Annotated in this window: 26 protein-coding genes and 2 pseudogenes; 24 read left to right on the forward strand and 4 right to left on the reverse strand. The window is 37.7% G+C overall.

Annotated features, from left to right (window positions below; genetic code table 11):
- Positions 1 to 42: 42 nt before the first annotated feature.
- Positions 43 to 924: a glutamate biosynthesis transcriptional regulator GltR gene (locus tag NZD81_RS02270; protein WP_289859296.1), complete on the reverse strand. Its 882-nt coding sequence runs from the start codon at positions 922 to 924 to the stop codon at positions 43 to 45.
- Between the two features lie 312 nt (positions 925 to 1,236).
- Between NZD81_RS02270 and aadK the strand changes: the two genes are divergently transcribed.
- The 8 genes and pseudogenes from aadK (at position 1,237) to NZD81_RS02310 (ending at position 7,890) form a co-directional block, all read left to right on the forward strand.
- A complete protein-coding gene (gene aadK / locus NZD81_RS02275) occupies positions 1,237 to 2,091 on the forward strand; it encodes an aminoglycoside 6-adenylyltransferase AadK (RefSeq protein ID WP_136654261.1) in 855 nt (284 codons plus the stop codon).
- A gap of 280 nt (positions 2,092 to 2,371) precedes the next feature.
- A complete protein-coding gene (locus tag NZD81_RS02280) occupies positions 2,372 to 2,875 on the forward strand; it encodes a DinB family protein (RefSeq protein ID WP_289859299.1) in 504 nt (167 codons plus the stop codon).
- Positions 2,876 to 3,286: 411 nt separating this feature from the next.
- Positions 3,287 to 3,442 (forward strand): hypothetical protein, encoded by a 156-nt coding sequence (locus NZD81_RS02285; RefSeq protein ID WP_176465956.1) that lies wholly within the window; start codon positions 3,287 to 3,289, stop codon positions 3,440 to 3,442.
- Positions 3,443 to 3,487: 45 nt separating this feature from the next.
- Positions 3,488 to 3,859 (forward strand): YrdB family protein, encoded by a 372-nt coding sequence (locus NZD81_RS02290; RefSeq protein ID WP_081483681.1) that lies wholly within the window; start codon positions 3,488 to 3,490, stop codon positions 3,857 to 3,859.
- 228 nt (positions 3,860 to 4,087) lie between these two features.
- Positions 4,088 to 4,654: a cysteine hydrolase family protein gene (locus NZD81_RS02295; protein ID WP_014664728.1), complete on the forward strand. Its 567-nt coding sequence runs from the start codon at positions 4,088 to 4,090 to the stop codon at positions 4,652 to 4,654.
- A gap of 227 nt (positions 4,655 to 4,881) precedes the next feature.
- Positions 4,882 to 5,295: pseudogene (locus NZD81_RS02300) on the forward strand (substrate-binding domain-containing protein); the annotation flags it as partial.
- Positions 5,296 to 5,829: 534 nt separating this feature from the next.
- Positions 5,830 to 6,765, forward strand: a complete 936-nt coding sequence (locus tag NZD81_RS02305; protein WP_014664724.1) for a cation diffusion facilitator family transporter — start codon at positions 5,830 to 5,832, stop codon at positions 6,763 to 6,765.
- Between the two features lie 87 nt (positions 6,766 to 6,852).
- A complete protein-coding gene (locus NZD81_RS02310) occupies positions 6,853 to 7,890 on the forward strand; it encodes a flavin-containing monooxygenase (RefSeq protein ID WP_014664723.1) in 1,038 nt (345 codons plus the stop codon).
- A gap of 1,006 nt (positions 7,891 to 8,896) precedes the next feature.
- On the opposite strand, the gene NZD81_RS02315 is transcribed toward NZD81_RS02310, so the two are convergent.
- On the reverse strand, positions 8,897 to 9,763 hold the full coding sequence (locus NZD81_RS02315) for a DUF1259 domain-containing protein (RefSeq protein ID WP_040082378.1): 867 nt from the start codon (positions 9,761 to 9,763) through the stop codon (positions 8,897 to 8,899).
- A 296-nt stretch (positions 9,764 to 10,059) separates the two neighbouring features.
- Here NZD81_RS02315 and NZD81_RS02320 point away from each other — a divergent pair, with 296 nt between their 5' ends.
- The 6 genes from NZD81_RS02320 to NZD81_RS02345 all read left to right on the forward strand — a co-directional run bounded on the left by NZD81_RS02320 (position 10,060) and on the right by NZD81_RS02345 (position 16,360).
- Positions 10,060 to 11,019 carry an FUSC family protein gene (locus tag NZD81_RS02320; protein ID WP_289860542.1) on the forward strand — a complete coding sequence of 320 codons (960 nt, stop codon included), beginning with the start codon at positions 10,060 to 10,062 and terminating at the stop codon, positions 11,017 to 11,019.
- Between the two features lie 67 nt (positions 11,020 to 11,086).
- Complete coding sequence (locus NZD81_RS02325) at positions 11,087 to 12,121, forward strand: XdhC family protein (protein WP_289859304.1); 1,035 nt, start codon at positions 11,087 to 11,089, stop codon at positions 12,119 to 12,121.
- On the forward strand, positions 12,118 to 12,738 hold the full coding sequence (locus tag NZD81_RS02330; protein ID WP_071581480.1) for an NTP transferase domain-containing protein: 621 nt from the start codon (positions 12,118 to 12,120) through the stop codon (positions 12,736 to 12,738). The genes NZD81_RS02325 and NZD81_RS02330 overlap by 4 nt, the downstream gene beginning before the upstream one ends.
- Positions 12,739 to 12,743: 5 nt before the next feature.
- A complete protein-coding gene (locus NZD81_RS02335; RefSeq protein ID WP_069149927.1) occupies positions 12,744 to 15,074 on the forward strand; it encodes a xanthine dehydrogenase family protein molybdopterin-binding subunit in 2,331 nt (776 codons plus the stop codon).
- On the forward strand, positions 15,061 to 15,903 hold the full coding sequence (locus tag NZD81_RS02340; RefSeq protein ID WP_040082383.1) for an FAD binding domain-containing protein: 843 nt from the start codon (positions 15,061 to 15,063) through the stop codon (positions 15,901 to 15,903). The genes NZD81_RS02335 and NZD81_RS02340 overlap by 14 nt, the downstream gene beginning before the upstream one ends.
- On the forward strand, positions 15,896 to 16,360 hold the full coding sequence (locus tag NZD81_RS02345) for a (2Fe-2S)-binding protein (RefSeq protein ID WP_040082384.1): 465 nt from the start codon (positions 15,896 to 15,898) through the stop codon (positions 16,358 to 16,360). Before NZD81_RS02340 ends, NZD81_RS02345 begins: the two co-directional genes overlap by 8 nt.
- A 203-nt stretch (positions 16,361 to 16,563) precedes the next feature.
- Here the strand turns inward: NZD81_RS02345 and bltD are convergent, their stop codons facing one another.
- Together bltD and blt are read right to left on the reverse strand one after the other, a co-directional pair.
- Positions 16,564 to 17,022 (reverse strand): spermine/spermidine acetyltransferase, encoded by a 459-nt coding sequence (bltD, locus tag NZD81_RS02350; RefSeq protein WP_038829690.1) that lies wholly within the window; start codon positions 17,020 to 17,022, stop codon positions 16,564 to 16,566.
- A 200-nt stretch (positions 17,023 to 17,222) separates the two neighbouring features.
- Positions 17,223 to 18,425, reverse strand: coding sequence for a multidrug efflux MFS transporter Blt (gene blt / locus NZD81_RS02355; protein WP_289859306.1), 1,203 nt, complete (start codon positions 18,423 to 18,425; stop codon positions 17,223 to 17,225).
- A 114-nt stretch (positions 18,426 to 18,539) separates the two neighbouring features.
- Here blt and bltR point away from each other — a divergent pair, with 114 nt between their 5' ends.
- The 10 genes and pseudogenes from bltR (at position 18,540) to NZD81_RS02405 (ending at position 25,149) form a co-directional block, all read left to right on the forward strand.
- Entirely contained in the window at positions 18,540 to 19,361 is an 822-nt protein-coding gene (bltR, locus tag NZD81_RS02360) for a multidrug efflux transcriptional regulator BltR (protein ID WP_014664713.1), read from the forward strand.
- A gap of 354 nt (positions 19,362 to 19,715) precedes the next feature.
- A complete protein-coding gene (locus NZD81_RS02365) occupies positions 19,716 to 20,276 on the forward strand; it encodes a cupin domain-containing protein (protein WP_289859308.1) in 561 nt (186 codons plus the stop codon).
- Positions 20,277 to 20,636: 360 nt separating this feature from the next.
- The gene (locus NZD81_RS02370; RefSeq protein ID WP_289859309.1) at positions 20,637 to 20,954 is read left to right on the forward strand and encodes a sulfurtransferase; all 318 of its coding nucleotides are present in this window, start codon (positions 20,637 to 20,639) and stop codon (positions 20,952 to 20,954) included.
- A gap of 21 nt (positions 20,955 to 20,975) precedes the next feature.
- Complete coding sequence (locus NZD81_RS02375; RefSeq protein ID WP_003237170.1) at positions 20,976 to 21,236, forward strand: metal-sensitive transcriptional regulator; 261 nt, start codon at positions 20,976 to 20,978, stop codon at positions 21,234 to 21,236.
- A gap of 153 nt (positions 21,237 to 21,389) precedes the next feature.
- A complete protein-coding gene (locus tag NZD81_RS02380) occupies positions 21,390 to 21,872 on the forward strand; it encodes a DsrE/DsrF/DrsH-like family protein (RefSeq protein ID WP_040082387.1) in 483 nt (160 codons plus the stop codon).
- A 46-nt stretch (positions 21,873 to 21,918) separates the two neighbouring features.
- Complete coding sequence (locus NZD81_RS02385) at positions 21,919 to 22,287, forward strand: rhodanese-like domain-containing protein (RefSeq protein ID WP_289859312.1); 369 nt, start codon at positions 21,919 to 21,921, stop codon at positions 22,285 to 22,287.
- A 65-nt stretch (positions 22,288 to 22,352) separates the two neighbouring features.
- Complete coding sequence (locus tag NZD81_RS02390; RefSeq protein WP_014664709.1) at positions 22,353 to 22,922, forward strand: sulfurtransferase TusA family protein; 570 nt, start codon at positions 22,353 to 22,355, stop codon at positions 22,920 to 22,922.
- Positions 22,894 to 24,052 (forward strand): annotated as a pseudogene (locus NZD81_RS02395) (MBL fold metallo-hydrolase). Before NZD81_RS02390 ends, NZD81_RS02395 begins: the two are co-directional and overlap by 29 nt.
- Positions 24,053 to 24,085: 33 nt before the next feature.
- The gene (locus NZD81_RS02400; RefSeq protein ID WP_014664707.1) at positions 24,086 to 24,313 is read left to right on the forward strand and encodes a sulfurtransferase TusA family protein; all 228 of its coding nucleotides are present in this window, start codon (positions 24,086 to 24,088) and stop codon (positions 24,311 to 24,313) included.
- Between the two features lie 59 nt (positions 24,314 to 24,372).
- Positions 24,373 to 25,149, forward strand: coding sequence for a sulfite exporter TauE/SafE family protein (locus NZD81_RS02405; protein WP_040082393.1), 777 nt, complete (start codon positions 24,373 to 24,375; stop codon positions 25,147 to 25,149).
- Positions 25,150 to 25,421: the final 272 nt, after the last annotated feature.

The raw sequence follows: 25,421 nt of genomic DNA on the forward strand, positions 1-25,421 counted from the left end.
AAAACTCGTATTCGCTTAAATATATCGTTTTCCTTCTTTTTGTCAACCAATGTTTTTCTGAAAATGATCTCTCATATTCGTTAAAAAAGCAGTTAAAGCAGGGGTAATGAAAGTGTCTTTTCGCCTGATAAACATGGTTGATACTAAGGAATATTTGTCAGAGATCGTGTGGCTGCGGATGCGGCCTTGTTTTTCGTGCGAAGCAATGATTGAACGAGGCAGCAGCGAAATACCTAAGCCGGCGCTCACACAGCCAATGATCGCTTCAAGAATGCCAAATTCCATTAATTTTAGGGGTAATAAACCTTCTTCTTGCAGGATATGATTGAGCTTTGCTCTGTAAGAACAACCTTCACGCAATACCAGCATTGTTTGTGTTTGAACATCCTGAATGGAAGAAATCTCAGGGTGTGAAGCACTTGTAACAAGAACCAGCTCTTCATCCAATATCTTTTCTTGAACTAAATCAGGGTGTTCAATAGGCCCGGAAATAAAAGCGCCATCTAACTCGTAATGCAAAACTGCTTGTATTTGCTGTTCCGTTGGACCGGTTACCAGGTTAAAATCAACATTTGGATAGAGGTTATGATAATGTGCAAGGAGTTGCGGAAGCCAAACGGCAGCCGTTGTTTCCATTGAGCCAATACGCAAAGGTCCAGAAGGCGCAGATGATTCGCCCATGGCTGCTCTAGCTACTTCAATTGTATGTAGAATTTTTTCTGAGTAAGAAACAAGAATTTGCCCAGAGGGAGTAAGTGTGATTCCTCGACTATGGCGATAGAATAATGTTGTCTGTAAATCGTTTTCTAGCTGTTGTATTTTATTCGTTACGTTCGATTGTGCATAATTTAAAGTCTGGGCAGCCTTGGAAATACTGCCTTCACGAGCAGTAGTGAGAAAAACCTGTAACAACTGAATATTCATATAATCCTCCATGGCTGATATCTGTTTTTGAGATGTCTTTCATCTTAATTTCGAATTATATATGATAGGAGAACTTCATGTAAACTAAAGAGAAGACTAAATCATTTCGTGAGTGGCTCATATACATAAGGTTGTAAATGACGTGCACAAAAATAACACGGTGATATGGATGACAACTTACATAATATTGGAAGGTGAAACTGACAACCATTGATAATGAAAAATCTTTATTTCATAATAAAATCAATAATCGGTTTTAGTGTTAGATGTTAGGCTGTATAAAGAAAAGTCTGGAACGGAGGAATACATGCAATGCGAAGTGAACAGGAAATGATGGATATGTTTTTAGACTTTGCTTTGAACGATGAGAGAATCCGATTGGTCACTTTAGAAGGGTCACGTACAAACAAACATATTCGCCCCGACAACTTCCAAGATTATGACATTTCTTATTTTGTAACTGATATAGAATCTTTTAAAGAAAATGATCAGTGGCTTGAAATCTTTGGGAAGCGTATTATGATGCAAAAACCCGAAGATATGGAGCTTTTCCCTCCCGAATTAGGTAATTGGTTTTCATACATTATTCTTTTTGAGGATGGCAACAAAGTAGATCTAACCCTTATTCCAATTCGTGAAGCAGAAGATTATTTTGCTAATAACGATGGTTTGGTTAAGGTCTTGCTCGATAAGGATACGTTCATCAGCTATGAAGTGACCCCAAATGACCGCCAATATTGGACGAAAAAACCGACTGCAAGGGAATTTGATGATTGCTGTAATGAGTTCTGGATGGTTTCGACTTACGTAGTCAAAGGATTAGCAAGAAATGAAATCCTTTTTGCCATTGATCATTTAAATGAAATCGTCCGTCCTAATCTATTGAGAATGATGGCTTGGCATATCGCATCCCAGCAAGGGTATTCATTTAGTATGGGGAAGAACTATAAGTTTATGAAACGTTACCTTTCAAATAAAGAATGGGAAGAACTCATGTCTACCTATTCTATGAGTAGGTATCAAGAAATGTGGAAGTCTTTATTTACTTGCTATGCATTATTTAGAAAGTATTCAAAAGCTGTATCAGAAAGTCTTGCATATAAGTATCCTGATTACGATGAAGGTATCACTAAGTATACGAAAGGTATTTATTGCTCAGTAAAGTGATAAGAATAGAGATCGTCTTCATATGATATTTGATTCTGGCTGATATGTAGAATTGCAGTATGATTATCATCAGTTCCTGTTTTTATTTCACTCATCCTATACTCTTCTATTCTTAAATGGCTTCACGAGCTTATCAGCATGTTAGTGTAAGCATGGAGATTTTCAGTGATTCATTTACTAGGCAGCACGCTTGTAAAATTTTTGTTCTTTTTAACGAAATGGTGCATTATAATAAACCTATAGATATAGAAAAAACAAAAGAATAAAAAGGAGGATTTTTGTGTTTCAAACCTTAGAGCATTTTTTGAAATCTTGGGAGTTCGAAGCAGATGCTACACAGAAACTATTAAATAGTCTGACTGATGAATCACTTAAACAAGAAATAACTTCACAAAATTGGACTCTAGGCCGTATTGCTTGGCATACCGTTGCTGCCATTCGCATCATTACCTCAAACACAGACTTAACGTTCCAAGCCCCAGCTGAAGATTATCCTGTTCCAACTTCTGCTCAGTTTATTGCTGACAGCTATCATCAAGCCAGTAATGCATTTGTACAGGCATTAAAAACCCAATGGACTGACCATACACTTCAAGAAAATATCAACTTTATTGGACAACAAATGCCCAACGGTTCACTTTTGATGTTTTTGATTCAACATCAAAATCACCATCGAGGACAAATGACTGTTCTCATGAGACAAGCAGGTTTAACTGTTCCAGGTATTTATGGTCCAGCAAAAGAAGAATGGACAAAATTTGGTTTGGAAGCCCCGGAAATGTAATCAAACTTTTTATAAAAAAGTTACGCTATGACAACATATAAGAAGATGTTTTGATCATTCTCTTATCAAAACATGTTCTTTTTTTGTGCGTTTATCAACAATATTTTCCAAACACTTCAAATAACAATGACCTTTCATACCAATGATTTAGGTATGATTTTTCATGCTGTCAAATCTTCTAGATATACATATCTCTATAGATTCCTCTAACAAAATCCATGTCTTTTTTTAACTGCCCGATATGATGTTGGAAGGCAGGTTATTACCGCATCACCACCTAAATTCATACAAAGAGTAAAGCCTCCCAGCGAGAAGCGAGGTCAACATAGTCATTACTTCGTTCGACAAATTCTGCAAATCGTAGACAACCTCCTGATTATTTGGATAATTAACTGGATAGGAGGGGGAAAGTTGTTATATTTCATTATACTTATCATCGTTCTATTAATCGGAGCATTGGTAACTGCAGCAGTCGGTATCATCTCTTCAAAAATGGAGGTAACCTCGCCGAAAACCACAATTGAATCTAAAGAGGAAGAACAGAAAAGTTTTTATACGCTGAAATAAAGGAGAGAAAGAGCATCTCCTACGGGGGTGTTTTTAATAGAGGAGTTGGAAAAACTGAATCAGGCTAATTTACTTTTAAGATTCATCCTTGAAATCGCTGCACTAATCTCCATAGGAGTGTTTGCTTGGATAAGCTTTGATGGTTATTTTAAATATGTTTTAACTTTGGTTTTACCTATTGCAGTTATGATTGTCTGGTCTGTATTTGCAGTACCTCATGATCCTAGTCGAAGTGGACAAACTGTAATACCTGTAAACGGGATAACAAGGTTAGTTATTGAATTATTGATCTTTGCAATGGCTGTTGCAGCGCTTTATTTTAGTCACTTCAAACCAGTTGGCATTATCTTTTTATGTCTTATCATACTGCACTACATCATTTCAGCTGAGCGTATCAAATGGCTTCTAAATCAATAGTCTTTCATTTCAGCACTCCTTATGAGAGTGCTTTTTATTATTCTCTGTCGATTCAGTGGTTCGCAGAATAGATTATTGGCGGTTAATAGCTTGGACACAGTTGCAGTTTAGAACGCATTTTCCAATAAGGAAGGCGCTCATGAAATTCACCATTAAACAATTGTACAAAAGTAAAATTTGTATTTAAAATGTAGTAATAAATAGAAATTCTGCGTAGGAGGGTATCTTGTGGAAGAAAAGAAAAAAGCTTTAATCATTGTGGATGTACAAAAAGCCTTCGATGATAAAAAATGGGGGGAACGAAATAACGTAGAGGCGGAAGAAAACATTAGTAAAATACTAAAATTATGGAGAAAAAAAGGATGGACAGTCATATACATACAACACACTTCTGATAAACCTCATTCTTTATTCCATCCAAAGAATGAAGGGTTTGTTATAAAGGAAATAGTTAAGCCTATGGATGAAGAAGTCATTATAACCAAGAAAGTAAATAGCAGCTTTATTGGTACGAATTTAGAAGAATACTTAAAATTAAATGGAATAACAACTGTGGTAATAACTGGTTTAACCACGCCTCACTGTGTATCAACAACCACAAGAATGAGTGGTAATTTGGGGTTTGATACATACCTGATTTCAGATGCAACAGCAGCCTTCGGAATGAGAGACCAAAATGGTACATATTATGATGCGGCGACTATTCATAATATATCTCTAGCTACATTGCATGATGAATTTGCCACAATAGTAACAACTGATCAATTAATAAATGATGTTATAAAAACTCACTGATGAAAACATTTAATAATAAAGCGGCAGGCGCCTTTCCAATAGGAAGGGCGCTCTGATTCGAATTCCCGCTTTATTTGCTCAACGGAACTATTAACCTCAGGCAGCACAATTTCTGTCCAAACCGCATTTCCACAGTACACAGGCACAAATAGCCAGCCCTTCGCCTTGATTGGCTCATTCATTAAGATATATGGGATGGCTGGGACAATTAAACCCCTTCTGTAGCGCCTGCAAATCTCAGGAGAAAAGCATATGAAGATGTGATGCGTGAACATGGAAGACAGCCTATTACATATGAAGTGTCATTTCATGAAGACTACCAGAACATCATTTCAAAACTATTCGATGAACAGCCTGCAGTTGACGGAATTTTTGCCAGTGATGATATCATGGCTGCCGGAGTCATTACAGAAGCCAAAAAACGTGGAAAAGACGTTCCAGGTCAATTAAAAGTGATTGGTTATGACGGTACAGAAACCATTCAGGCTATTCTGCCGGAATTGACTACAATCCAACAGCCGATTGAATTAATTTCCAAAACAGCCATTGAGATTTTAGAAAAACAAATTGAAGGCGAATTTGATGATTTACCACTTGAAACGTATTTGCCCGTACAGCTTTTCGAAGGCAAGACGACGTAATGAACATGGCAGAAGAGTTCCACGGAGTTAGATGATCTCTTTTTATAGATGGCCTTTTAACGCTTCTAATTGATTTGCTTGTTCTATATTTGATACACATAAAATTAGAAGTAAGAGAAATTGAGAAGGATCATTTGCAGAGGATCTATATCAAGAAGAAAACATACCAAATTGATTTTGGTATGTTTTTATTTATGTATTGAATCTCTTAAAAGCATCCATACATGCTCCCAATGCTGTGTGCGTGTAAGGTACCCGAGACAAACATAGCATCACCAAGTTAGAGGAGTAAACCTTGAGTTTGCTCCTCTTTTTATATGCTAACGATGATTCTTGTGAAGCGATATGGGGAAGATTAAAGACTAATCTGGAATTTTCATAAAAAATATTTTGACATTTCAATGTAAAAAACTTATATTCATATATGAGCATACATTCATATAATTATTTTGCATCACGTTAGAATGCTCAATAACAGATGTAACATCATAACTACATATGTATCAACAAACTTTCGTTAAGGAGGAGATTTTTATGGGTCATAATCATACCGAAGGAGCCAATAAAAAAGTTTTATTGTTCTCTTTTATCATCATTACAGGTTATATGATGATAGAAGCTATAGGCGGATTTCTAACAAATAGTCTGGCGCTTTTATCAGATGCAGGCCATATGCTGAGTGATTCAATCTCATTAATGGTTGCCCTGATTGCTTTTAGATTAGCTGAAAAGAAGGCAAGTCACAATAAGACATTCGGATATAAACGATTTGAGATTCTCGCCGCGGTGATAAACGGGGTTGCATTAATTCTTATTTCCCTTTACATCATTTATGAAGCAATCGAACGTTTCTCTCATCCACCGGAAGTTGCTACAACTGGCATGCTTACGATTAGTATTATCGGGTTAATTGTGAATGTATTGGTTGCATGGATTATGCTGAGAGGCGGAGACACAGAGGGTAACCTGAACATAAGAGGAGCTTATTTACATGTGCTAAGCGATATGCTCGGCTCTGTAGGCGCCATTTTAGCTGCCGTACTTATCATCTTCTTTGGGTGGGGCTGGGCAGACCCATTGGCGAGCGTCATTGTGGCTATTCTTGTTTTAAGAAGCGGTTACAATGTGACTAAAGATGCTATTCACGTATTAATGGAAGGAACACCAGAAAATATCGATGTCACTGACATTATTCATACAATTAAAGAGACAGAGGGAATTCAAGACATTCATGATTTACACATATGGTCTATCACAAGTGGATTAAATGCTCTTTCCTGCCACGCTGTTGTTGCCGATCAACTGACCATTTCAGAAAGTGAAAATATTTTACGCAAAATTGAACATAAGCTTGAGCATAAAGGCATTACGCATGTAACCATACAAATGGAAACCGAAGCGAATCATCACGATAATACGATCCTTTGTCAGGCCAAAATTGAGAAGCCTCTTGACCACCATCACCATTAAATTTTTTCTCTCATTATATAGTGAGGAGATCAATAGCATTTTGCAGATTTTGTCTACTGACAATATAAAATTGATGGAGGGCTTAATATGTACGACACTATCGTAATCGGGGCTGGTCAAGCAGGAATCTCAATAGGGTATTATCTTAAGCAGACCGGCCAAAAGTTTCTCATCTTGGATAAAAGCCATGAGGTTGGGGAGAGCTGGAAAGATCGATATGACTCATTGGTTTTATTTACTTCTCGAATGTATAGCTCATTGCCTGGAATGCATCTTGAAGGAGAAAAGCATGGATTTCCTTCAAAAAATGAAATTGTTGCTTATCTAAAGAAATATGTTGAAAAATTTGAAATCCCAATCCAATTACGGACAGAAGTAATAAGTGTCCTAAAATCAAAGAATCATTTCTTAATAAAAACCAATAAGGAAGAATATCAAGCGAAGAATCTTGTCATTGCTACAGGTCCTTTTCATACCCCTCATATTCCATCAATATCAAAGGATTTAGCCAGTAATATTCATCAATTACACTCGTCACAATATAAGAATTCAAAACAATTGGTAGATGGAAATGTACTAGTAGTTGGTGGGGGGAATAGTGGTGCTCAGATAGCTGTTGAATTATCCAAAGAAAGAGTTACATATTTAGCTTGCAGCAATAAACCAGTTTATTTCCCTTTATTGATTGGAAAAAGAAGCATCTTTTGGTGGTTTGATAAATTAGGAGTTTTACATGCAAGTCATACATCAATATTAGGAAAATTCATTCAAAAGAAAGGAGATCCAATATTTGGGTTCGAATTAAAACATGCCATAAAACAGAGGGAGGTCATCTTAAAAACAAGAGTCATAGGGGGAAAGGAAAATGAAATCGTTTTTAATGATGCATCTTCATTAGAAGTAAATAATATTATTTGGGCTACAGGTTTTAGGAATCCCCTTAGTTGGATAAAAATAAAAGGTGTTTTGAATAAAGAAAATCGAATCATACATCATAGAGGTGTTTCACCTATAGAGGGATTGTACTTTATTGGTTTGCCTTGGCAGCATAGGCGAGGTTCAGCATTGCTTCAAGGCGTTGGAAATGATGCTGAATACATTGTAAAACAAATGAACGGTGAATAAATTGAGTAGAGCAGTAACTCACAAGTTTACTGCTCTATTTTTTTGTGTGAGTAAGTGTCGTTATGTTACGGTGTAAAGCCGCAAAGGTATCGCTGTTGTATCTCTTGACATATTAATAAGAGGTACCTTGGTTCACTGATTGTGCAACCTTCTGCCGTACTTCCCGTGCTAAATGTGTAGCACGTAAGGTTGCCTCCCAAATAGTAGGATGAACTGAAGAATGACTGACTGATAATGCCCGTTGTGTGTATGGGACCATTAGTCTTAGGAGACTTTCTGCCTCGTCTACCGATGACGCGTATTGTTGACCAGATGCTCTTCGCAGGTCTGCTATAGCTGCAGGGAAGTTTGACCATAGGCGAAGTATCGAATTCATGCAGCCTACCATAAGAGGGAAATGAGGAGCGCGTCCTTGTCCGGAGGCTAGAAGCTCTGCTGCACCTAAGGCAGAATAAACGTGATAACTCAATGGAGTAAGGTATTTCGCGTGCACAATATGAAGTTCACGTAATCCCCAGGTATCTGGAAGAAACCTGAATTCTGAACTCATGCCGCATCCTAGAGCAAGCGCCCTGCTAACAACTCTCAAGTCTTTTACCACTGTAGCCATTGACTCTTTGAAGGAGGAGGAGTGTATTGGAATGTGGTGAATAGTAGATAAAAGGCTTCGCATTTCATTATTTGCTTGACTTAAATCAGGGTGTTGACGAAAATCGTAAGAATCATCATACGGTTTGGATTGAAAATGCATATCTTTACCCCTTTCATTGAAGACTTTTAGGCAGGATATGCACCTAGCTTGCTTATTGATCAAGGCAATCGCCCAGATTTAGATGATAAAAGATTACATGCTTACTTGTGAATAAAAAAATCCATCATATATAGAAAGCTTCATGCGATAAGAGCATCCCTACCTTTTATGATCATACACTTTCACTTTATTAAGGGACTCTTTAGTATATGTAAAAAGCGATTTTTTAAATCGCTTTTTTTGCGCAAAATCATGTTAACCTCTAACTTCTTTATCAGTAAGAACTTTTAAAGCATCTCTTACTTTTAATGCGAAGTTGATAGGTTTATCAATTGATTCGAAATGAATATACATCAGTCTTGGTTTATCAAACAACCAGTGATTATGAAGTGACGTGACAATCAGATCATGTTCCCGAAGCACACTAATAAATGGATTGATTTCTTTTTGGAGAATCACGGTTTCACCACTGCAAAGAGCGCGGCCATCTTTTGTCATTGATTCAAATGAAAACAACTGAGGAATGAGTAAAAATGATCTTCCTGGTCTTCCCAGTACTTCTGGTTTTATATTCGTTCGTGATCTCATCACTGTGCAAATTCCATTTTCAAAAGTATGCATGGTTCCACCTAGAATATCGTTGAATTCGTCACAAAGACCATGCTGTTGAATCATTTCACCATCAACTTTTGCTTCCGCACGGACGGTTCTCTTGATAAGAACTTTCATAGCCTCCCTTACTTTTCTTGCAAAGGTGAGAGGTTCGTCTATTGATTCAAAATGCATAAACATCAGACGTGGCTTATCAAACAGCCAATGGTTATGAACGGCAGTTACAATAATACCAAATTCGCGTAACTCACTCATAAACGGATTCACTTCTTCTTGAAGTAAAACAGTCTCACCTAGACATAAAGCTCTGCCATTCCGATCCATGCTTTCAAATGAAAAAGCTTGAGGAATAAAAGGAAATGCTTCTGCTCTTCTTCCAAGTACCACTGGATGAATGTTGTTTCGAAATCTTGTAGCCGTACATACACCATTTACGACACTAGGTGTTGAATTGAGAATCCTTGCAAATTCCCTACAAAGTTGGGATGGCTCCATGCCCATTTCTTCCACTGAATATCTCCTCCTGAATAAATTTACACCTTACTTTAAAGATATGTGGAGATGGAAAAAATGTAACACGGCATGAGTCTATATAGGAGAAATTCAATTGTTATTTAAGTTACAAAATGATCAATATTCCTCTGAAAAAATGAGTAGCCTAATGTCGTATGGTCCAATAATAGTTTTTTTAATATGACAGTATAAAATCTTTTGAGTAAAGAAACCTAATGGAAAAGGTTCGCTGAAAGGAGGAAGAGTATGTGGGGAAGAAAAAAATTGAAAACAAAACATCCTTAGTCTGGAAAATGGCTATTGCATCTGCTGTTTCTTGGGAAGCGGCAAAACTAGTGGGCTCTAAACACCCGTATTTAGCACCTCTATCTGTTATATTATGTTTGCAAACGACCATCGATAAGTCGATTCGATTTTCTTTTCACAGGATTGTGGGAACGGCAATCGGGGTCATGTTAACAGCCTATCTTGTTAGTCATTTACATATGAATGGTTGGATATTGGGTCTTTTAATGCTAGGCGGGACCTACATTGCAAAGTGGTTAAGATTAGATGAAACGGTTTTACATCAGGTTGCCCTCACCATTTTATTAGTATTTACGTTTGAAAGAACATCTAAAGATTATGTGATAGATCGGATCATCGATACGATTATTGGAGTCATTATCGCTATTTTGATTCATATGTTACTTTTTCCGCCAGACTTTACAAAAAAGGCAGCCGAAACTTTTCAAACATTAGCTCATCAGCTTTCTGACATACTTTTAGAACTGTCCAAATGGGTTCAATTAGAGTGGGGACAAGGAAAAGGGAACTTAATGGAGTATAAAATGAACCATCTCCTACAGGAGCTGCATGCGACAAAAGAAATGTTACAAACGGCTTCTCAGAGCGTAAAATTCAACCCAATCAGAAAAAAGCATAAAATCATTCTTTCAAGATATCAAATACAGATGCAAAAGATGAATGCAGGATATGAGTATGTATCAAATATCGCGAAAACGTTAAAAGAATGGGAAAAAGAAGGGACTTTATCTTCAAGTGACAAAATGGAGTTGAGCAATGATTTAAAAATGTTAAGTGAATTTTTTGAGGAATTTAAAGGAATACAACAGGGGCAAATAAACGATTGGAAACACAACATGCTATTGGAATCTCTTCGTTCAAAACTGATGTTGTATCCACCGCCTAATCATAAGGTCTATAAAGACTCTTTTTTTTTAGAAACGACGAAATTGCTGAAAAACCTATAATATTTTTTTAAAAAAAGAATATGGATATACAGATGTAGATGTAATGAGGTAAAAGCGGGGGAATAAAATGGATGATATACACCGGATTTTGGATGCAGTCGCCAATTCTAAGAATGCTATGGTATTGGCTACCATAATTAAAGTAGAGGGGTCCGCTTATAAAAAAGAAGGGGCCTCCATGTTAATTTTAGGGGACAAAACAAGAGTTGGCATGTTATCTGCCGGTTGTTTAGAAGAGGATCTTGTTGAAAGGGCAGAGCAAGTTTGGACTACAGGAGAGCCCTTGATTGTTCATTTTGATATGAGTGAAGAGGACGATTTATCGTGGGGACAGGGAGTTGGCTGTAATGGTGTTTTGACGGTTTTACTCGAGCCTGTAAAAGGGGAATTAGAAAGAAATCTTAGGACAGTAAAGAAATGCTTAGATGTAAAAAAGTCTGTTACTCGAATGAAACGATTCACTAAAAGGTTAGAGCCAAGGGAAGATATGTATATCGTTGAAGATGGCAGCGTGTTTGGAACTGGGGATGTTAAGGAGCTAGGCTGTATTCAAAAACTGAGAAATCAGAATCCCCTTTATGATACAGAAAAGGGAATCAAAAGAGATGAATATACGTCTGATTTATTTTTTATCCATCAGATGGTTCCAAAACCTTGTTTATATGTCTTTGGAGCAGGGGAAGATGCGAAGCCATTAGTTTCTTTGGCAGCTGGTATAGGCTTTCATGTCACAGTGATTGATTGGCGTCCTTCTTTATGTCATAACGGCCATTTTCCTAAAGCCGACGATTTGATTGTAGGAGTACTGGAAGAAGTAATGGAGGGTCTGAGCATTACAGAAAGGGATTTTATCGTCATAATGACACACAGCTTTCAAAAAGATCAGACCATTTTACATAAATTTAAAAATATGGATGTGTTTTATAAAGGTGTATTAGGCCCTAGGAGGCGAACGGAACGACTATTAGGCGGGGCTCAGATTCCAGAAGATATTCATTCCCCCATTGGACTTCCCATTGGGGCACAAGGCCCCGAGGAAATTGCTATAAGTATTGTTGGCGAGATGATTAAAAACATGCGAAAACAAAGGTCTACCTCATGAAAACAGCAGCCATATACTTGGCAGCTGGTACAAGCAGACGTATGGGAACAGATAAGCGAAGTTTATTTCTTAATGGAGCCTCCCTAGGAAGTATGGCTCTTAAAAATGCCTTGTTATCTAAATTAGACCATATTTTCGTTATTACGAGAAAGGGAGATTCACTGCATTGGCTTTCGGCTTTTTTCTTTTTATATCCTATGTCAAATAAATGGAGTCAGGTGGAATGTGAGCAAGCGGGTAAGGGCCAGGGCCACTCCATACAATGTGGTTTAAAAAGAGCAGTAGAGTATGAGGCTGATGCCGTTATCATTCTTCTTGCAGATCAGCCATTTGTCACCACAGATATCATCAATACGTTAATTGATTCCTATCAAAGAGAGCACCACTATTCATTTATAGCTGCTGAAAATCAACATCTGCCTATGCCCCCTATCTTATTTTCAAATCAATGTTTTCCAGTGTTACATCAGTTAAAGGGAGATCAAGGCGCTCGGTATGTCATCCGTGAACGTATTTTAAATACGGGAAAAATGATTAACTTCCAAGACCCTTTGCTTTTTTATGACGTAGATACAGTTGAAGATTACAATTTACTACTGAATAAATTCGGGGAGTGAATGAGTTGGAGTATATCGGGAAAAGTGTTATACGAAAAGAGGCCCTTGAAAAAGTGACAGGAAAGGCGAAATATACAAATGATTTTCAAGAAACAGGGACATTACACGCAAAAATGTTGGTTAGTCCGTATGCTCATGCGAATATTGCTTCTATAGACTTTTCAGAAGCTTGGAAGATTCCTGGAGTGAAAGCGATATTGGGTGATGAACCTTTTCCGCTTGTAGGTGAAGAAATTAAAGACAGGTCGCCGATTGCTTATAAAAAAGTTAGATACCATGGTGAGCCAGTTGCTGTAGTTGTTGCGGAAAATCCAATCATAGCTCAAAAGGCGGCGGATGCCATCAAAGTGTTATATGAACCTCTTCCTGTCGTAAATTCCCCCCGTGCGGCCTTCCAGAAGAATGCTCCTCTCGTCCATGAACATTTGGACCGCTATGAGAAGAAGGAAGGTGTATACCCGGTTCCAAAGACAAATATCGCAAACCTAGATAAAATCAGAAAAGGAAATATAGAAGACGGGTTTAGGGAAAGTGATGTGGTAGCAGAGTTTCAAATTTCCTTTAATCCTTCTGATCACGCTGCTATGGAAACAAGATGCTCGATTGCTGAAATTCGAGCGGATGGAGAGATTATCATCACCACATCCTCTCAAGCTCCTTTTGCCATTAAAAAATTAATGGAGTGGTATTTTGGAATTGAACCTGGAAAGGTTATCGTCAAAACCCCTTTAGTAGGAGGGGCGTACGGGGGAAAAGCAGCAGTTCAGTTAGAGGTTATTGCATATTTGGCATCAAAAGCAGTTGGTGGCCAGCCCGTAAAATTATTTAATTCAAGAGAAGAGGATATGATCACATCTCCTGTTCATATCGGATTGGATGCCATCGTAAAATTAGGAGCAACAAAAGATGGCATCTTAAAGGCGGCAGACATTCAGTTTTTATTTGACGGCGGAGCATACTCCGATAAAGGAGTTGACGTCAGTCGAGCTGGAGTGGTTGATTGTACGGGTCCATACGCGATCGACCATATATGGTGTGATTCATATTGTATGTATACGAATCATCCATATCCCAGTGCATTTAGAGGCTATAGTCATGCTGAAGTTTTATTTGCCTTTGAGCGAACAATGGATGTATTGGCAGAAAAGCTGAACATGGATCCATTAGAACTTCGCTATAAAAATGCCATTCGTCCTGGTGATACTACACCTACTCAAGTTCTTCTCAATTCAAGCACGGTCGGAAATGTACCAAAATGTATTGAAAGATTGAAGGAATTAATGAATTGGGATGAGGGACAGAGAATTGAAATCGGTGATCGGAAGATACGGGCAAAGGGGATCAGCTGTATTTGGAAAACGTCAACATTTGATACAAATGCAACGTCCGGGGTTATTTTAACCTTTAATCCTGATGGAAGCATTAATTTGATGTCAGGGGTAGTGGAAATTGGAACAGGGACAAAAACAGTGTTAGCCCAAATCTTAGCGGAACGAATGAAAATGGACATAAGCAAAATTCATGTAAAAATGCTTATCGATACCCAAACAACACCTGAGCATTGGAAAACTGTAGGCAGCAGAGGGACTTTAATGGGAGGAAGAGCTGTACTGAATGCAGCGGAGGAAGCCATTCGAAAGCTTAAGGACGTGGCATCTTGTGTGTTAAGAGTTCCTGTTGAGGAATTAGAGGTGGCTGATGGAAAGGTTTATTTTTTAGATAATCCTAATGTGAATGTTGAAATAAAAGACATTGCTTACGGATATACATTTCCAAATGGAAATACCATTGGCGGCCAAATCATTGCGAGCGGCAACTACACATTAACCCGGATGACGAATTTAGACCAAGAAACAGGAAAAGGAAAGCCGGGACCCGAGTGGGCTGTAGGCGCTCAGGGAATTGAAGTTGAATTAGATAAACGGGATTATACGTATCGAATTACAAAAGCCTATTCTGTTGTGGATATAGGAACTGTACTGAATGAAAAAGCGGCAAGGGGTCAAGTGATGGGGGGGATGAGTATGGGAATTGCATTTGGAGGAAGAGAAACCTTTGTATTTGATTCATACGGCAGAGTATTAAATCCTCAGCTTAGAACATACCGCCCCCTTCACTATGGAGAGCAGCCTGAATATATCATTGAATTTGTTGAAACACCGCATGTGATTGCGCCTTATGGAGCGCGCGGCGGCGGGGAACACGGACTGTTGGGGATGCCGGCAGCATTGGGAAATTGCCTTTCCACTGCTTTAGGTGTCCAATTGAATCAACTTCCTCTGATTCCTGAACATTTATGGAGGACGCAAGAGGGGTGGAAAGATGATACCGTTTGATTTCGACTATTTTAAACCGAAGACCATTCAAGAAACAACCCGCCTGTTTCACTCTCTTGCGGCCGAAAAGAAAACACCAATGTATTATTCCGGCGGCACAGAAATCATAACATTAGGAAGGTTGAATCTCATCTATACGGATGCAGCTATAGATATTAACGCACTTCCGGAATTTCATACCATCCGTTTTCATGAAAAGTATCTAGTGATGGGAGCAGGTGTGTCATTAACGAAAGTGGAGGAAGAAAATCCGTTTCCGTTATTGAGTAAAACAGTAAGTGAAATCGCGGACCGGACGGCTCGAAATAAAATCAGCCTGGGTGGAAATATTTGTGGGAACATCTATTACCGTGAGGCAGTCTTGCCGTTGTTAATTTCCGATAGTTTGGTAGGAGTCGCAGGGAGAGCAGGGCTTCGTTACCATCCTATTAATAAAGTATTTAACAGGGAAATACAATTACAAAAAGGGGATTTTTTATTTCATATCCTTATAGATCGAACGTATATAGAATCGCCATTTGTAAGTATAAAAAGAAGACAACAGTGGAATGTTGGGTATCCATTGGTGACAGTTTGTGCACTGAAAAAAGATGAAGAGGTTAGAATGGCCTTTAGCGGCGTATGTCCATTTCCTTTTCGTTCTATTGAAATGGAGAAAATGTTCAACGATAAAAGCTATTCATTAGAAGACAGAGTGCGCAGGTCTTTACAGTATCTGCCCAAACCCATTCTTGATGATGTAGAAGGCTCAAGTGAATATCGAATATTTGTCTTGCAACATGCAATCTTGGATGCCTTACATGAATTAGAAGGAGGCCCAAATGTCTAACCCTATTACATTAAAAATAAATGGCAAGGAAAGACGGATTACTGTCAGACCAGCCGATACTTTGTTATATGCCCTTCGTCTTCGTCTTGGATTAACTGGTTCAAAGCCAGGCTGCTTAAATGGCGATTGTGGCGCCTGTACGGTATTAATAGATGGAGTACCGATGAAATCTTGTTTGATGCTTGCAGTAGAAGGTGAAGGTAAGGATATTACTACAATTGAAGGACTTATAAATACGCCAATCCAAAAGGCTTTTATTGAGAAATTTGCGTTTCAATGTGGCTATTGTACCCCAGGTTTTCTAATGAATTGTCATGCTTTAGTGAATACTGAGCCGAACGCTGGCGATGAAACGATAAAAGATTGGCTGCAGTCCAATATTTGCAGATGTACTGGTTATAGGGAGATTGAAGAAGCAGTTAAATCTGTTTTACATACAGAGAAAGGGAATCATTAGCCCGGCATAACTGATTACCAAATATCACGTAAGATTTTTTCTTCTAATGAGATCCTTAAAGCCTGAGATGAACTGAATGTTTCATCCAGGCTTTTTTTAGGTATAACATAGCTTATCCTAGGGGTAATGTATATAGGCAATGATGAGTCAGCTTCCTGTAATGATGAAACGTTTCTTAGCAAACGAAGAAGTGCTTGGAAAACCTACAGCTCTTTCACCATGACTTTTTCGCCATTAAAATCGAGTTCACCATTAAAGTGAAAACCAAACCTTTGATAAAGGCGAAGAGCATGAATATTATTTTCAAATATACTTAAATAAATTCTCTTACATTTATATAGCTCAGCAAGGTGCTGAATGAGAGCTTTAAGCATTTTCTTCCCTAATCCTTTTCCCTGATAGTGTTCGTCGATAAAAAATCGGTCAAGCCAAACTCGTCCATTTTTATTATCTTCATCATACTCAGGAAACAATCCATACATTGCAAAACCGACTAGATCTCCTTCAGAGTAAAGCCCGACAGGTTTATAATAGGGGCATTCTTTCGCATCCTCTAAACATACTTTTGCAGATTCAATATATGATAGTTGATTCTGGCTGACATGCAGATCAAGAATGGCAGCACGATTATCATCAGTTACTGCTTTTATTTTTATACTCATACTACATTCTCCTTATTTTTCTTATCACCCGGTTAGGCTGCGGCTTAAGGTGATGGCAGATGGAATTGATATTGCTAAAACTCTGCATAACTATATTCACGTCAAGCAACATGTAGCCTATCAAATTAAGTACCTTATCTTATTGTGCCTAACCAGGGGCATTCCCTGCAGCCAAATGACTTGACTTTATAGAGAATGAATTAATTCAAAGCTGCAGCATCATTCTTATTTTCTTTCCAAACCATTGTAAGACCAAGGCCGATCACCATAACGAAACCTGCAAATAGGAAAGGGAAATGAATGTTAAGATCAAATAGGATACCGCCTAGAGCGGGGCCAAATATATTTCCCAGGCTGGTGTATGTGGAGTTCATGCCTGCTACGAAACCCTGCTGGTTACCGGCCATATTGGATAAATGAGCAGTTAAGGCCGGACGTAGCAAATCGAACGCCAGAAAAATAAAACAAGTTACAAGCAAAACAGTTAAAAATCCTGACATAACAGTAGACACGAAAGCCAAGATCGCTCCGGTTATTAAGCATAGCTGAATGATTCTTTTCTCTCCAAGTTTGTTGACCAATTTCCCGAAAAGTAAAACTTGAATAACTACCGCCACAATGGAACTAATCGTAATAATGGTTGCAATATCTTTTGGTGTGAAGCCAAATTTATGATCAGAAAACAAGCTGAATACCGTTTCATAAGCTGATAAACCAAAAGCCATTACAAAGACGATAATAAATGCAATGAAATAGACAGGATGAATGGACCTCTTCAAGTCTTTAATGAAATTTGATTCCTTTGTATGAGATGAGAGTTGATGGCGTTCTTCTATTGACAATGACTCTTTTAGTATAAAAACGGAAGTGACAGCTGCTATTAATGCGATGGCGGAGGCGAAGAAAAACGGCATGCGGATGCCAAAGCCGGCAATAAATCCACCCGCACCAGGCCCAATGATAAAGCCTGTGCTAATTGCAGCAGAAACATACCCCATAGCTTTTGACCTTTCCTTTAGGGTTGTCATATCAGCTACATATGCTGTTACCGCGGTCATGATAAAAGCCGCACTTATGCCACCCAAAATCCTCGAAACATAAAAGATTGAAACATGGGTCCCTAATCCGAAAATCAGCTCTGATAAACTGAATATAAGCAACCCGAGAATAATCATTTTTTTTCTCCCGAAACGGTCAACCCATCTTCCCGCAAAAGGTGACGCAATTAACTGAGAAATGGCAAAAGCCGCAACAAGATAACCCATAGTGCTGCCGGATAAATGCATGATTTTCATAAAAGAAGGCATAACCGGAATAATTAAACCGATACCAAGAAATGCTACGAAGATGTTGCTCAATAGTATAATGAAAATCGTTTTTTGCTCACTTATTGATTTTTTCATTTAAATTCCCCTTTACTCAATTGAACCCTTTTACCTATCCTTTTCACTTGAAGCTTTTTTCAAGTACAATCAAATCATAAGGTATATGGTTACCGTATAGTCAAGGAGGTTTTTATGGGCGAAGATGTTAGGAAGTATTTCACAACAGGGGAGTTTTCAAAGCTCTGCCGTGTAAAAAAACAAACCTTATTTCATTATGATGAGATTGGTCTATTCTCACCGGAAATAAAAAAAGAAAATGGGTATAGATATTATTCCTATCATCAATTTGAGATTTTTCAAGTCATCAGACTATTTAAAGAGCTTGGCGTTCCGTTAAAAGAAATAAAGTGTCTAATAAAAGGGAAAACACCAGACAAGATCCTGCATGTTCTAAAAGAAAAATCTGTTGAGATTGATAAAAAAATAAATGAGCTTAAACAGTTGCAAACGATCTTACATACAAAAGTGGCGCTTACTGAACAAGCACTTGAGACTGATTTTTCCTCAATTTCTTTTGAATATTTACATGAAGAAACATTCATGTTAAGCCGAAACACATTAAACTTACGAGAACGAAAATATGTGGCTGCCATTTCAGAACTCATTCATGAAGTTCAACAATATGAATTAGATGAAGGATATCCGATAGGCGGGATCTTTGCACGGGAACAAATATTACAAAAAGACTTCTACAATTACAGTTACTTTTATATAAAAGTAAAAGATGGGATAGAGAACATAAATTATCATGTGCGGCCAAAAGGCCTTTATGCAGTTGGATATGAAATAGGTGGAAACACTGAAGAGGCGTATCGCAGAATCATTGAGTTCATTGAAAAGAATGGAATGCAAATAGGGGAAAATGCATATGAGGAATATATGCTGGATGAGATGGTAGTTGACGGGTATGAAAATACATACGCCAAAATCCTCCTTCAAGTTAAGGAGGTGTAAGATTACGAGATGTTGATATGGAAAAATTGTTATTTTTGTGTGCCCAAGAAGAATATAAACTGGTTACATAAAAGCGAGCCCACAGCCCTACTTCAAAAGCTGCACCATTGAATAAATAGCAATGTCTGTCTTTATTCGCTGGCATAATTATTTGTAAAGTTTTAAAAATTCTAGGCTAGTGAAATTCAACATCCATAAAATGATGAAAAAGTCGGTGATAAATTATTCATCCGTGAATCAAACGGTGATCGAACATTCCATTTTTGTGTTTAATATGAGTTTTCTTGTTAGCACACTCCCTTAATAAATGCATAGGATACTATCACAAAAATTTATAATTGTGGGGATCAAAAAATGTACTATAACCCTTTTTCGCCTCAATGTTATTACTATGTGACTGTACCGATGTATAACGATGGAAGATCTGTTTATTGGACTATTCCAAATGAGATGGAGCGCGTACACAGATGTGCCGATTTGCGCTCTTCATATGAAGATAGAAACCTTCTCTTGAAGGATTATGGACCAAATCCATTTGTTGTAAATATCAATAGAGCCACAAAACAAAACAATACGTTCCGTACGGCTTTATGGACAGGAAAGCATTTTCAAGTTACTTTGATGAGTCTTGGTATTGGAGAAGATATTGGTTTGGAAATCCATCCTAACGTCGATCAGTTCTTACGAATTGAGCAGGGGCGTGGGATTGTCAAAATGGGAAAGAGCAAAGATCATTTGAACTTTCAAAGAAATGTTTATGATGATTCTGCCATTGTTGTACCTGCCGGCACTTGGCACAACGTGATGAATACAGGGAATACGCCATTAAAACTTTACTCCATTTATGCTCCTCCTAACCATCCATTTGGTACAGTTCATGAAACCAAAGCAGATGCAGTGGCTGCGGAAGGTTAGCACAGATATTCACAGAATTCTATGTAATTGGAGTCACATCCAGCATGAAACATAGGGAACCAGTACCTAAGAATTGTTTTTATGTAAATGAAACCCAATGTAATATCCAAGCAGTCTTGTGCTAATTTTAAAAGTAATTGATAAAATAAAGTCGATTTAATAAAATCGGCTTATTTCTTTATTCGAGTCACTTTTAGCAGAATTGGCATTATCGAAATGAATCTATCAACTCAAAGAAAGTAACTTTCACACTTGACTATATACCTATGGGGGTATATTATTGTTTTGTGAATAACAAAGAGTTAATAAGGTGGTGTAAGTCGTATCAATTATTTAGTTATTGCATTCCTGCTTATTTTTGTGATTATCATTGCAACGTATAGACGTTATTATCCTATAACCGGAATCTCCTGTATCCATAAAGATAAATTAAAGCCTATGGACATGACAATATTAGATATTCGCCATTATAACGATGTACCCAATTTTTCGGATGATATTATTTTAAACATCCCATATGCGTATCTAAAACGTTTTTATTTAGAGATTCCACGTGATAAAATACACATAATAGCTCGTGATCGGGTGGAATTAAATTTAGTAGTGCGTTTTCTAAAGCGCAAAGGTATCCATGTAAACAGTTATGAGCTGGCAGCATGTAAATGTGAAAATAAATGAAAGAAAGGATTTCATTGATATATGGAGTATGATCAAAAGATTAAAAACCGTTTACGACGGATAGAAGGACAAATTAAAGGTGTATTGACTATGATGGAACAAGGAAAAGATTGTAGAGAGGTTGTGACCCAATTAGCAGCTTCCCGTAATGCTATCGATCGAGCGATGGGTTTAATTGTGAGCACAAACCTTGAACATTGTGTTCGTGAAAGTTTAGAAAAAGGCGAAGACACACAAAACTTAGTAAAAGAAGCAGTCGACTTGTTGGTAAAGAGCCGATAAAAATTCATCAACCTATATTTAAGGTTGACGAATTTTTATATGCGTAATATTATACCCCTGCCGGTATTTTAAAGAGTTGAATAATAGCAGATCTTTCGAAAAAATTTTTCGGCTTTAATATACCCGCGGGGGTAATTAGTTGGGGGAATAAACATGACAGAACAAACAAAACGCACAACAATTGTTTTATTTAGCGGGGATTATGATAAAGCAATGGCAGCCTATATTATTGCAAATGGTGCAGCTGCCTACGATCATGAAGTGACGATCTTCCATACTTTTTGGGGATTAAACGCTTTGCGTAAAGAAGAACCTGTTCCAGTGAAAAAAGGGTTTCTTGAAAAAATGTTTGGAAAGATGATGCCTCGTGGTGCTGATAAGATGAGCTTATCTAAAATGAATTTTGCAGGTATGGGCCCTAAAATGATTAAAAATGTGATGAAAAAGCATAATGCATTAACATTGCCTCAGTTAATTGAGATGGCTCAAGAACAGGGGGTAAAGCTCGTAGCCTGTACGATGACAATGGATCTTCTTGGTTTACAGGAAAAAGAACTATTAGATGATATCGACTATGCTGGTGTAGCAGCTTATTTGGCAGATGCTGAGGAAGGCAGTGTCAACTTATTTATCTAATGTTACTCATTGCTAAATAAATGAAGGGAGGTTATAGCACTATGGAATGGATAATGGCGTAATGTTCAATATCTTACTCATTTTATTTTTACTATGGTTCGTATTTCGACGTTTTTTATCATTGCAAGGTGTTAGACAAATAACAACTGCTGATTTAAAGTCAGAGCTGAAAAATAAAGACATACAGTTTATAGATGGGCGAACACCTTATGAGTTTCGTACAAGGCATATTAAAGGGTTCAAAAATATTCCCTTGACTAACTTGCCTCATCTAACTAATCAGCTTTCGAAAGACAAAGAAGTTTTTGTTATCTGTCAAAGCGGAATAAGAAGTTTAAAGGCAAGTAACATATTGAAGAAACAAGGATTTAAAAACATCACAAATATAAAAGGGGGTATGAATACATGGTATTAACTTCTAGGGAGAACCTTTTTGCATATTTATATACCCCCACCCCTATATGAGAAAAGGAGGAAAAAATGATGAAAGCAAATATTGTACTAGACGCTAAAGGTTTGGCGTGTCCAATGCCTATCGTAAAAACGAAGAAGAGTATGAAGGATTTAAAAGCTGGTGAAGTATTGGAAATTCAAGCGACAGATAAAGGTTCTACAGCAGATCTGGAAGCATGGGCAAATAGTACAGGCCATGAATATCTAGGTACTGAAGCAGAGGGGGAAATACTTCGTCATTTTCTTCGAAAAGGAGGAGAGCTTTCAGCAGAAAATGCAGCTTCAATTCCTGAGATTTCATTAGAAGCTTTCAAACAGAAAGTGGATAGTGACGAGTCTCTTAACATTTTAGATGTACGAGAGATAGAGGAGTATGAAAATGCTCATATTCCTGGAGTTGTGCATATCCCTCTAGGTGAAGTGGAAAAGCGCTCTAACGAATTAAACAAAAATGATGAAATTTATATTATCTGCCATTCGGGAAGAAGAAGTGAAATGGCGGCCCACACCATGAAAAAACAAGGTTTTAAAAAGGTTATTAATGTTGTCCCCGGTATGCGGGATTGGACTGGTAAAACAGAAAAAGGAGGTATGTAAACATGACCGTTCAAGCACTTACCGCAAAAGAAGTCACACAAAAAATCTTTAACAAAGAATCTTTATTTATTCTGGATGTGCGTAATGAAAATGACTTTAACGATTGGAAGATCGAAGGACATTGTTTTGACTATTTAAATGTACCGTATTTCGATCTTTTAGATGGCGTAGAAGGTATCTTGGAGAAAATTCCTTCTGATAAAGAAGTGCTGGTTGTTTGTGCAAAAGAAGGTTCATCCGTCATGGTATCCGAAATGCTTTCTGAAGCAGGTCATTCTGTATCCTATCTTAAGGGTGGAATGAAAGCATGGAGCGAACATTTAGAGCCGGTAAAAGTCGGGGATTTAAAAGATGGCGGTGAGATGTATCAGTTTGTTCGAATCGGTAAAGGCTGCCTGTCATACATGGTCATTTCCAATGGTGAAGCAGCGATTATTGATGCGACACGTATGGCAGATATTTTTATAGACTTTGCGAAAGAGAAGGGTGCGGAGATTACTCACGTATTTGATACACATCTTCACGCAGACCATATTTCAGGCGGCAGAGTCATTGCTGAAAAAACAAAAGCAACCTACTGGTTACCGCCTAAAGATGCTGAAGAAGTGGCATTCGATTATCAGCCGTTGGAAGAAGGAAATGACATGATCATTGGAAATACAAAGATTAAAATTCAACCGATTTATTCTCCGGGGCACACGATTGGGTCCACTTCTTTCATTGTCGATGATCTGTATCTTCTTTCAGGTGATATTTTGTTTATTGATTCAATTGGCAGACCAGACTTAGCCGGTATGGCAGAAGATTGGGTAGGAGATTTAAGAAAAACGCTTTATAGCCGTTACAAGGCGTTATCAAAGGATTTAATTGTATTACCTGCACACTTTATGATCATTGACGAGCTAAATGAGAATGGAAGTGTTGGTAAAAAACTAAGCACGTTATTTAGCGAGAACCATGGTTTGAACATTGCGGATGAAACAGAATTTAGACACCTAGTAACAGATCATTTGCCTCCGCAGCCAAATGCATACCAAGAGATTCGAGAAACAAACATGGGGAAAATCAGCCCAGATGAAGAAAAACAGCGTGAAATGGAGATTGGTCCAAACCGCTGTGCAATACGGTAACACAAGTTTCTATTAAAAAGAGGAGAGATGAACATGAAATCAGATAAAGTATTAGACGCAAAAGGCCTGGCATGCCCAATGCCAATCGTTAGGACAAAAAAAGCGATGAATGAACTGGAATCAGGTCAAATATTAGAAGTGCATGTAACAGATAAGGGAGCTAAAAGTGATCTTGCAGCTTGGTCTAAATCAGGCGGGCATGACCTTTTAGAGCAAACTGATGAAGGCGATGTATTGAAATTCTGGATTAAAAAAGGCTAATGAATGGAAAGGGTATCGAATAAAAAGATACCCTTTTCCTTTGAAAGGAGGAAACCAAAGTGGATATTGCCTTTATCACAACTCTTTTCACTATAGGGTTTATTGGTGCCTTTATTTCTGGAATGATTGGTATTGGCGGAGCAGTTATTAATTATCCAATGTTATTATACATTCCTTCTTTAGTGGGAGTGATGTCATTAACTGCCCATGAAGTGTCAGGTATAGGGGCTATTCAAGTTTTCTTTGCGACACTTGGCGGTGTTTGGGCTTATCGTAAGAGTGGTCTTCTAAATAAAGCATTAATTCTTTGCATGGGAAGCAGCATCCTTTTAGGGAGTGTATTGGGGAGTTACTTTTCTCATTATATATCTGAAAAAGGAATTAACTTTATATACGGTATTCTGGCTATTTTAGCAGTTATTTTAATGTTTATACCTAAAAAAGGACAAGAACAAAGCGAAGACAAAGAAGTGATATTTAATAAATGGTTGGCTTCGTCCCTAGCGTTTATCATTGGTGGTGTATCGGGTGTTTTAGGAGCTGGCGGCGCCTTTATCCTGGTCCCCTTTATGTTATCAATTTTAAATATTCCTGTTAGAATCACAGTCGCTTCATCTCTTGCGATTACATTTCTTTCATCTATTGGCGCAACAGTTGGAAAAGTAATCACGGGCCAGGTTCTTTTTGTACCGGCTCTGGTTCTTATGATTGCCAGTTTAATTGCTTCTCCTATTGGCGCATCAGTTGGGCAAAAAGTAAATACAAAATTCCTGCAATGGATTTTAGCGCTATTAATAAGTGCGACAGCTATTAAAATTTGGTTAGAGCTGATATGAGTCAGCGGGTAAAATGAAAGATTAAAAGATTCATCACTCGTTGGTTTCTTATTAATGTTATGACACTTGGCCATGTTCAATAGATGTTCCAAGTATTTGATGAAATTCATTTTGATAATGGTGACTTGGACAAGTCTTGATTATAGTACCTTGAAATGCATTTGACTTAGTGGCGTCCAGTGGAATTAGGACAACATTAAGAAAATAAAAAAAACCATAACTTCACCTTTGATCATTTTTTTAAAACGTTTTAATCCTGATTGGTTTAATGG

It is taken from the genome of Bacillus sp. B.PNR1, assembly GCF_030386235.1.
Lineage (GTDB): Bacteria > Bacillota > Bacilli > Bacillales > Bacillaceae > Bacillus > Bacillus stercoris.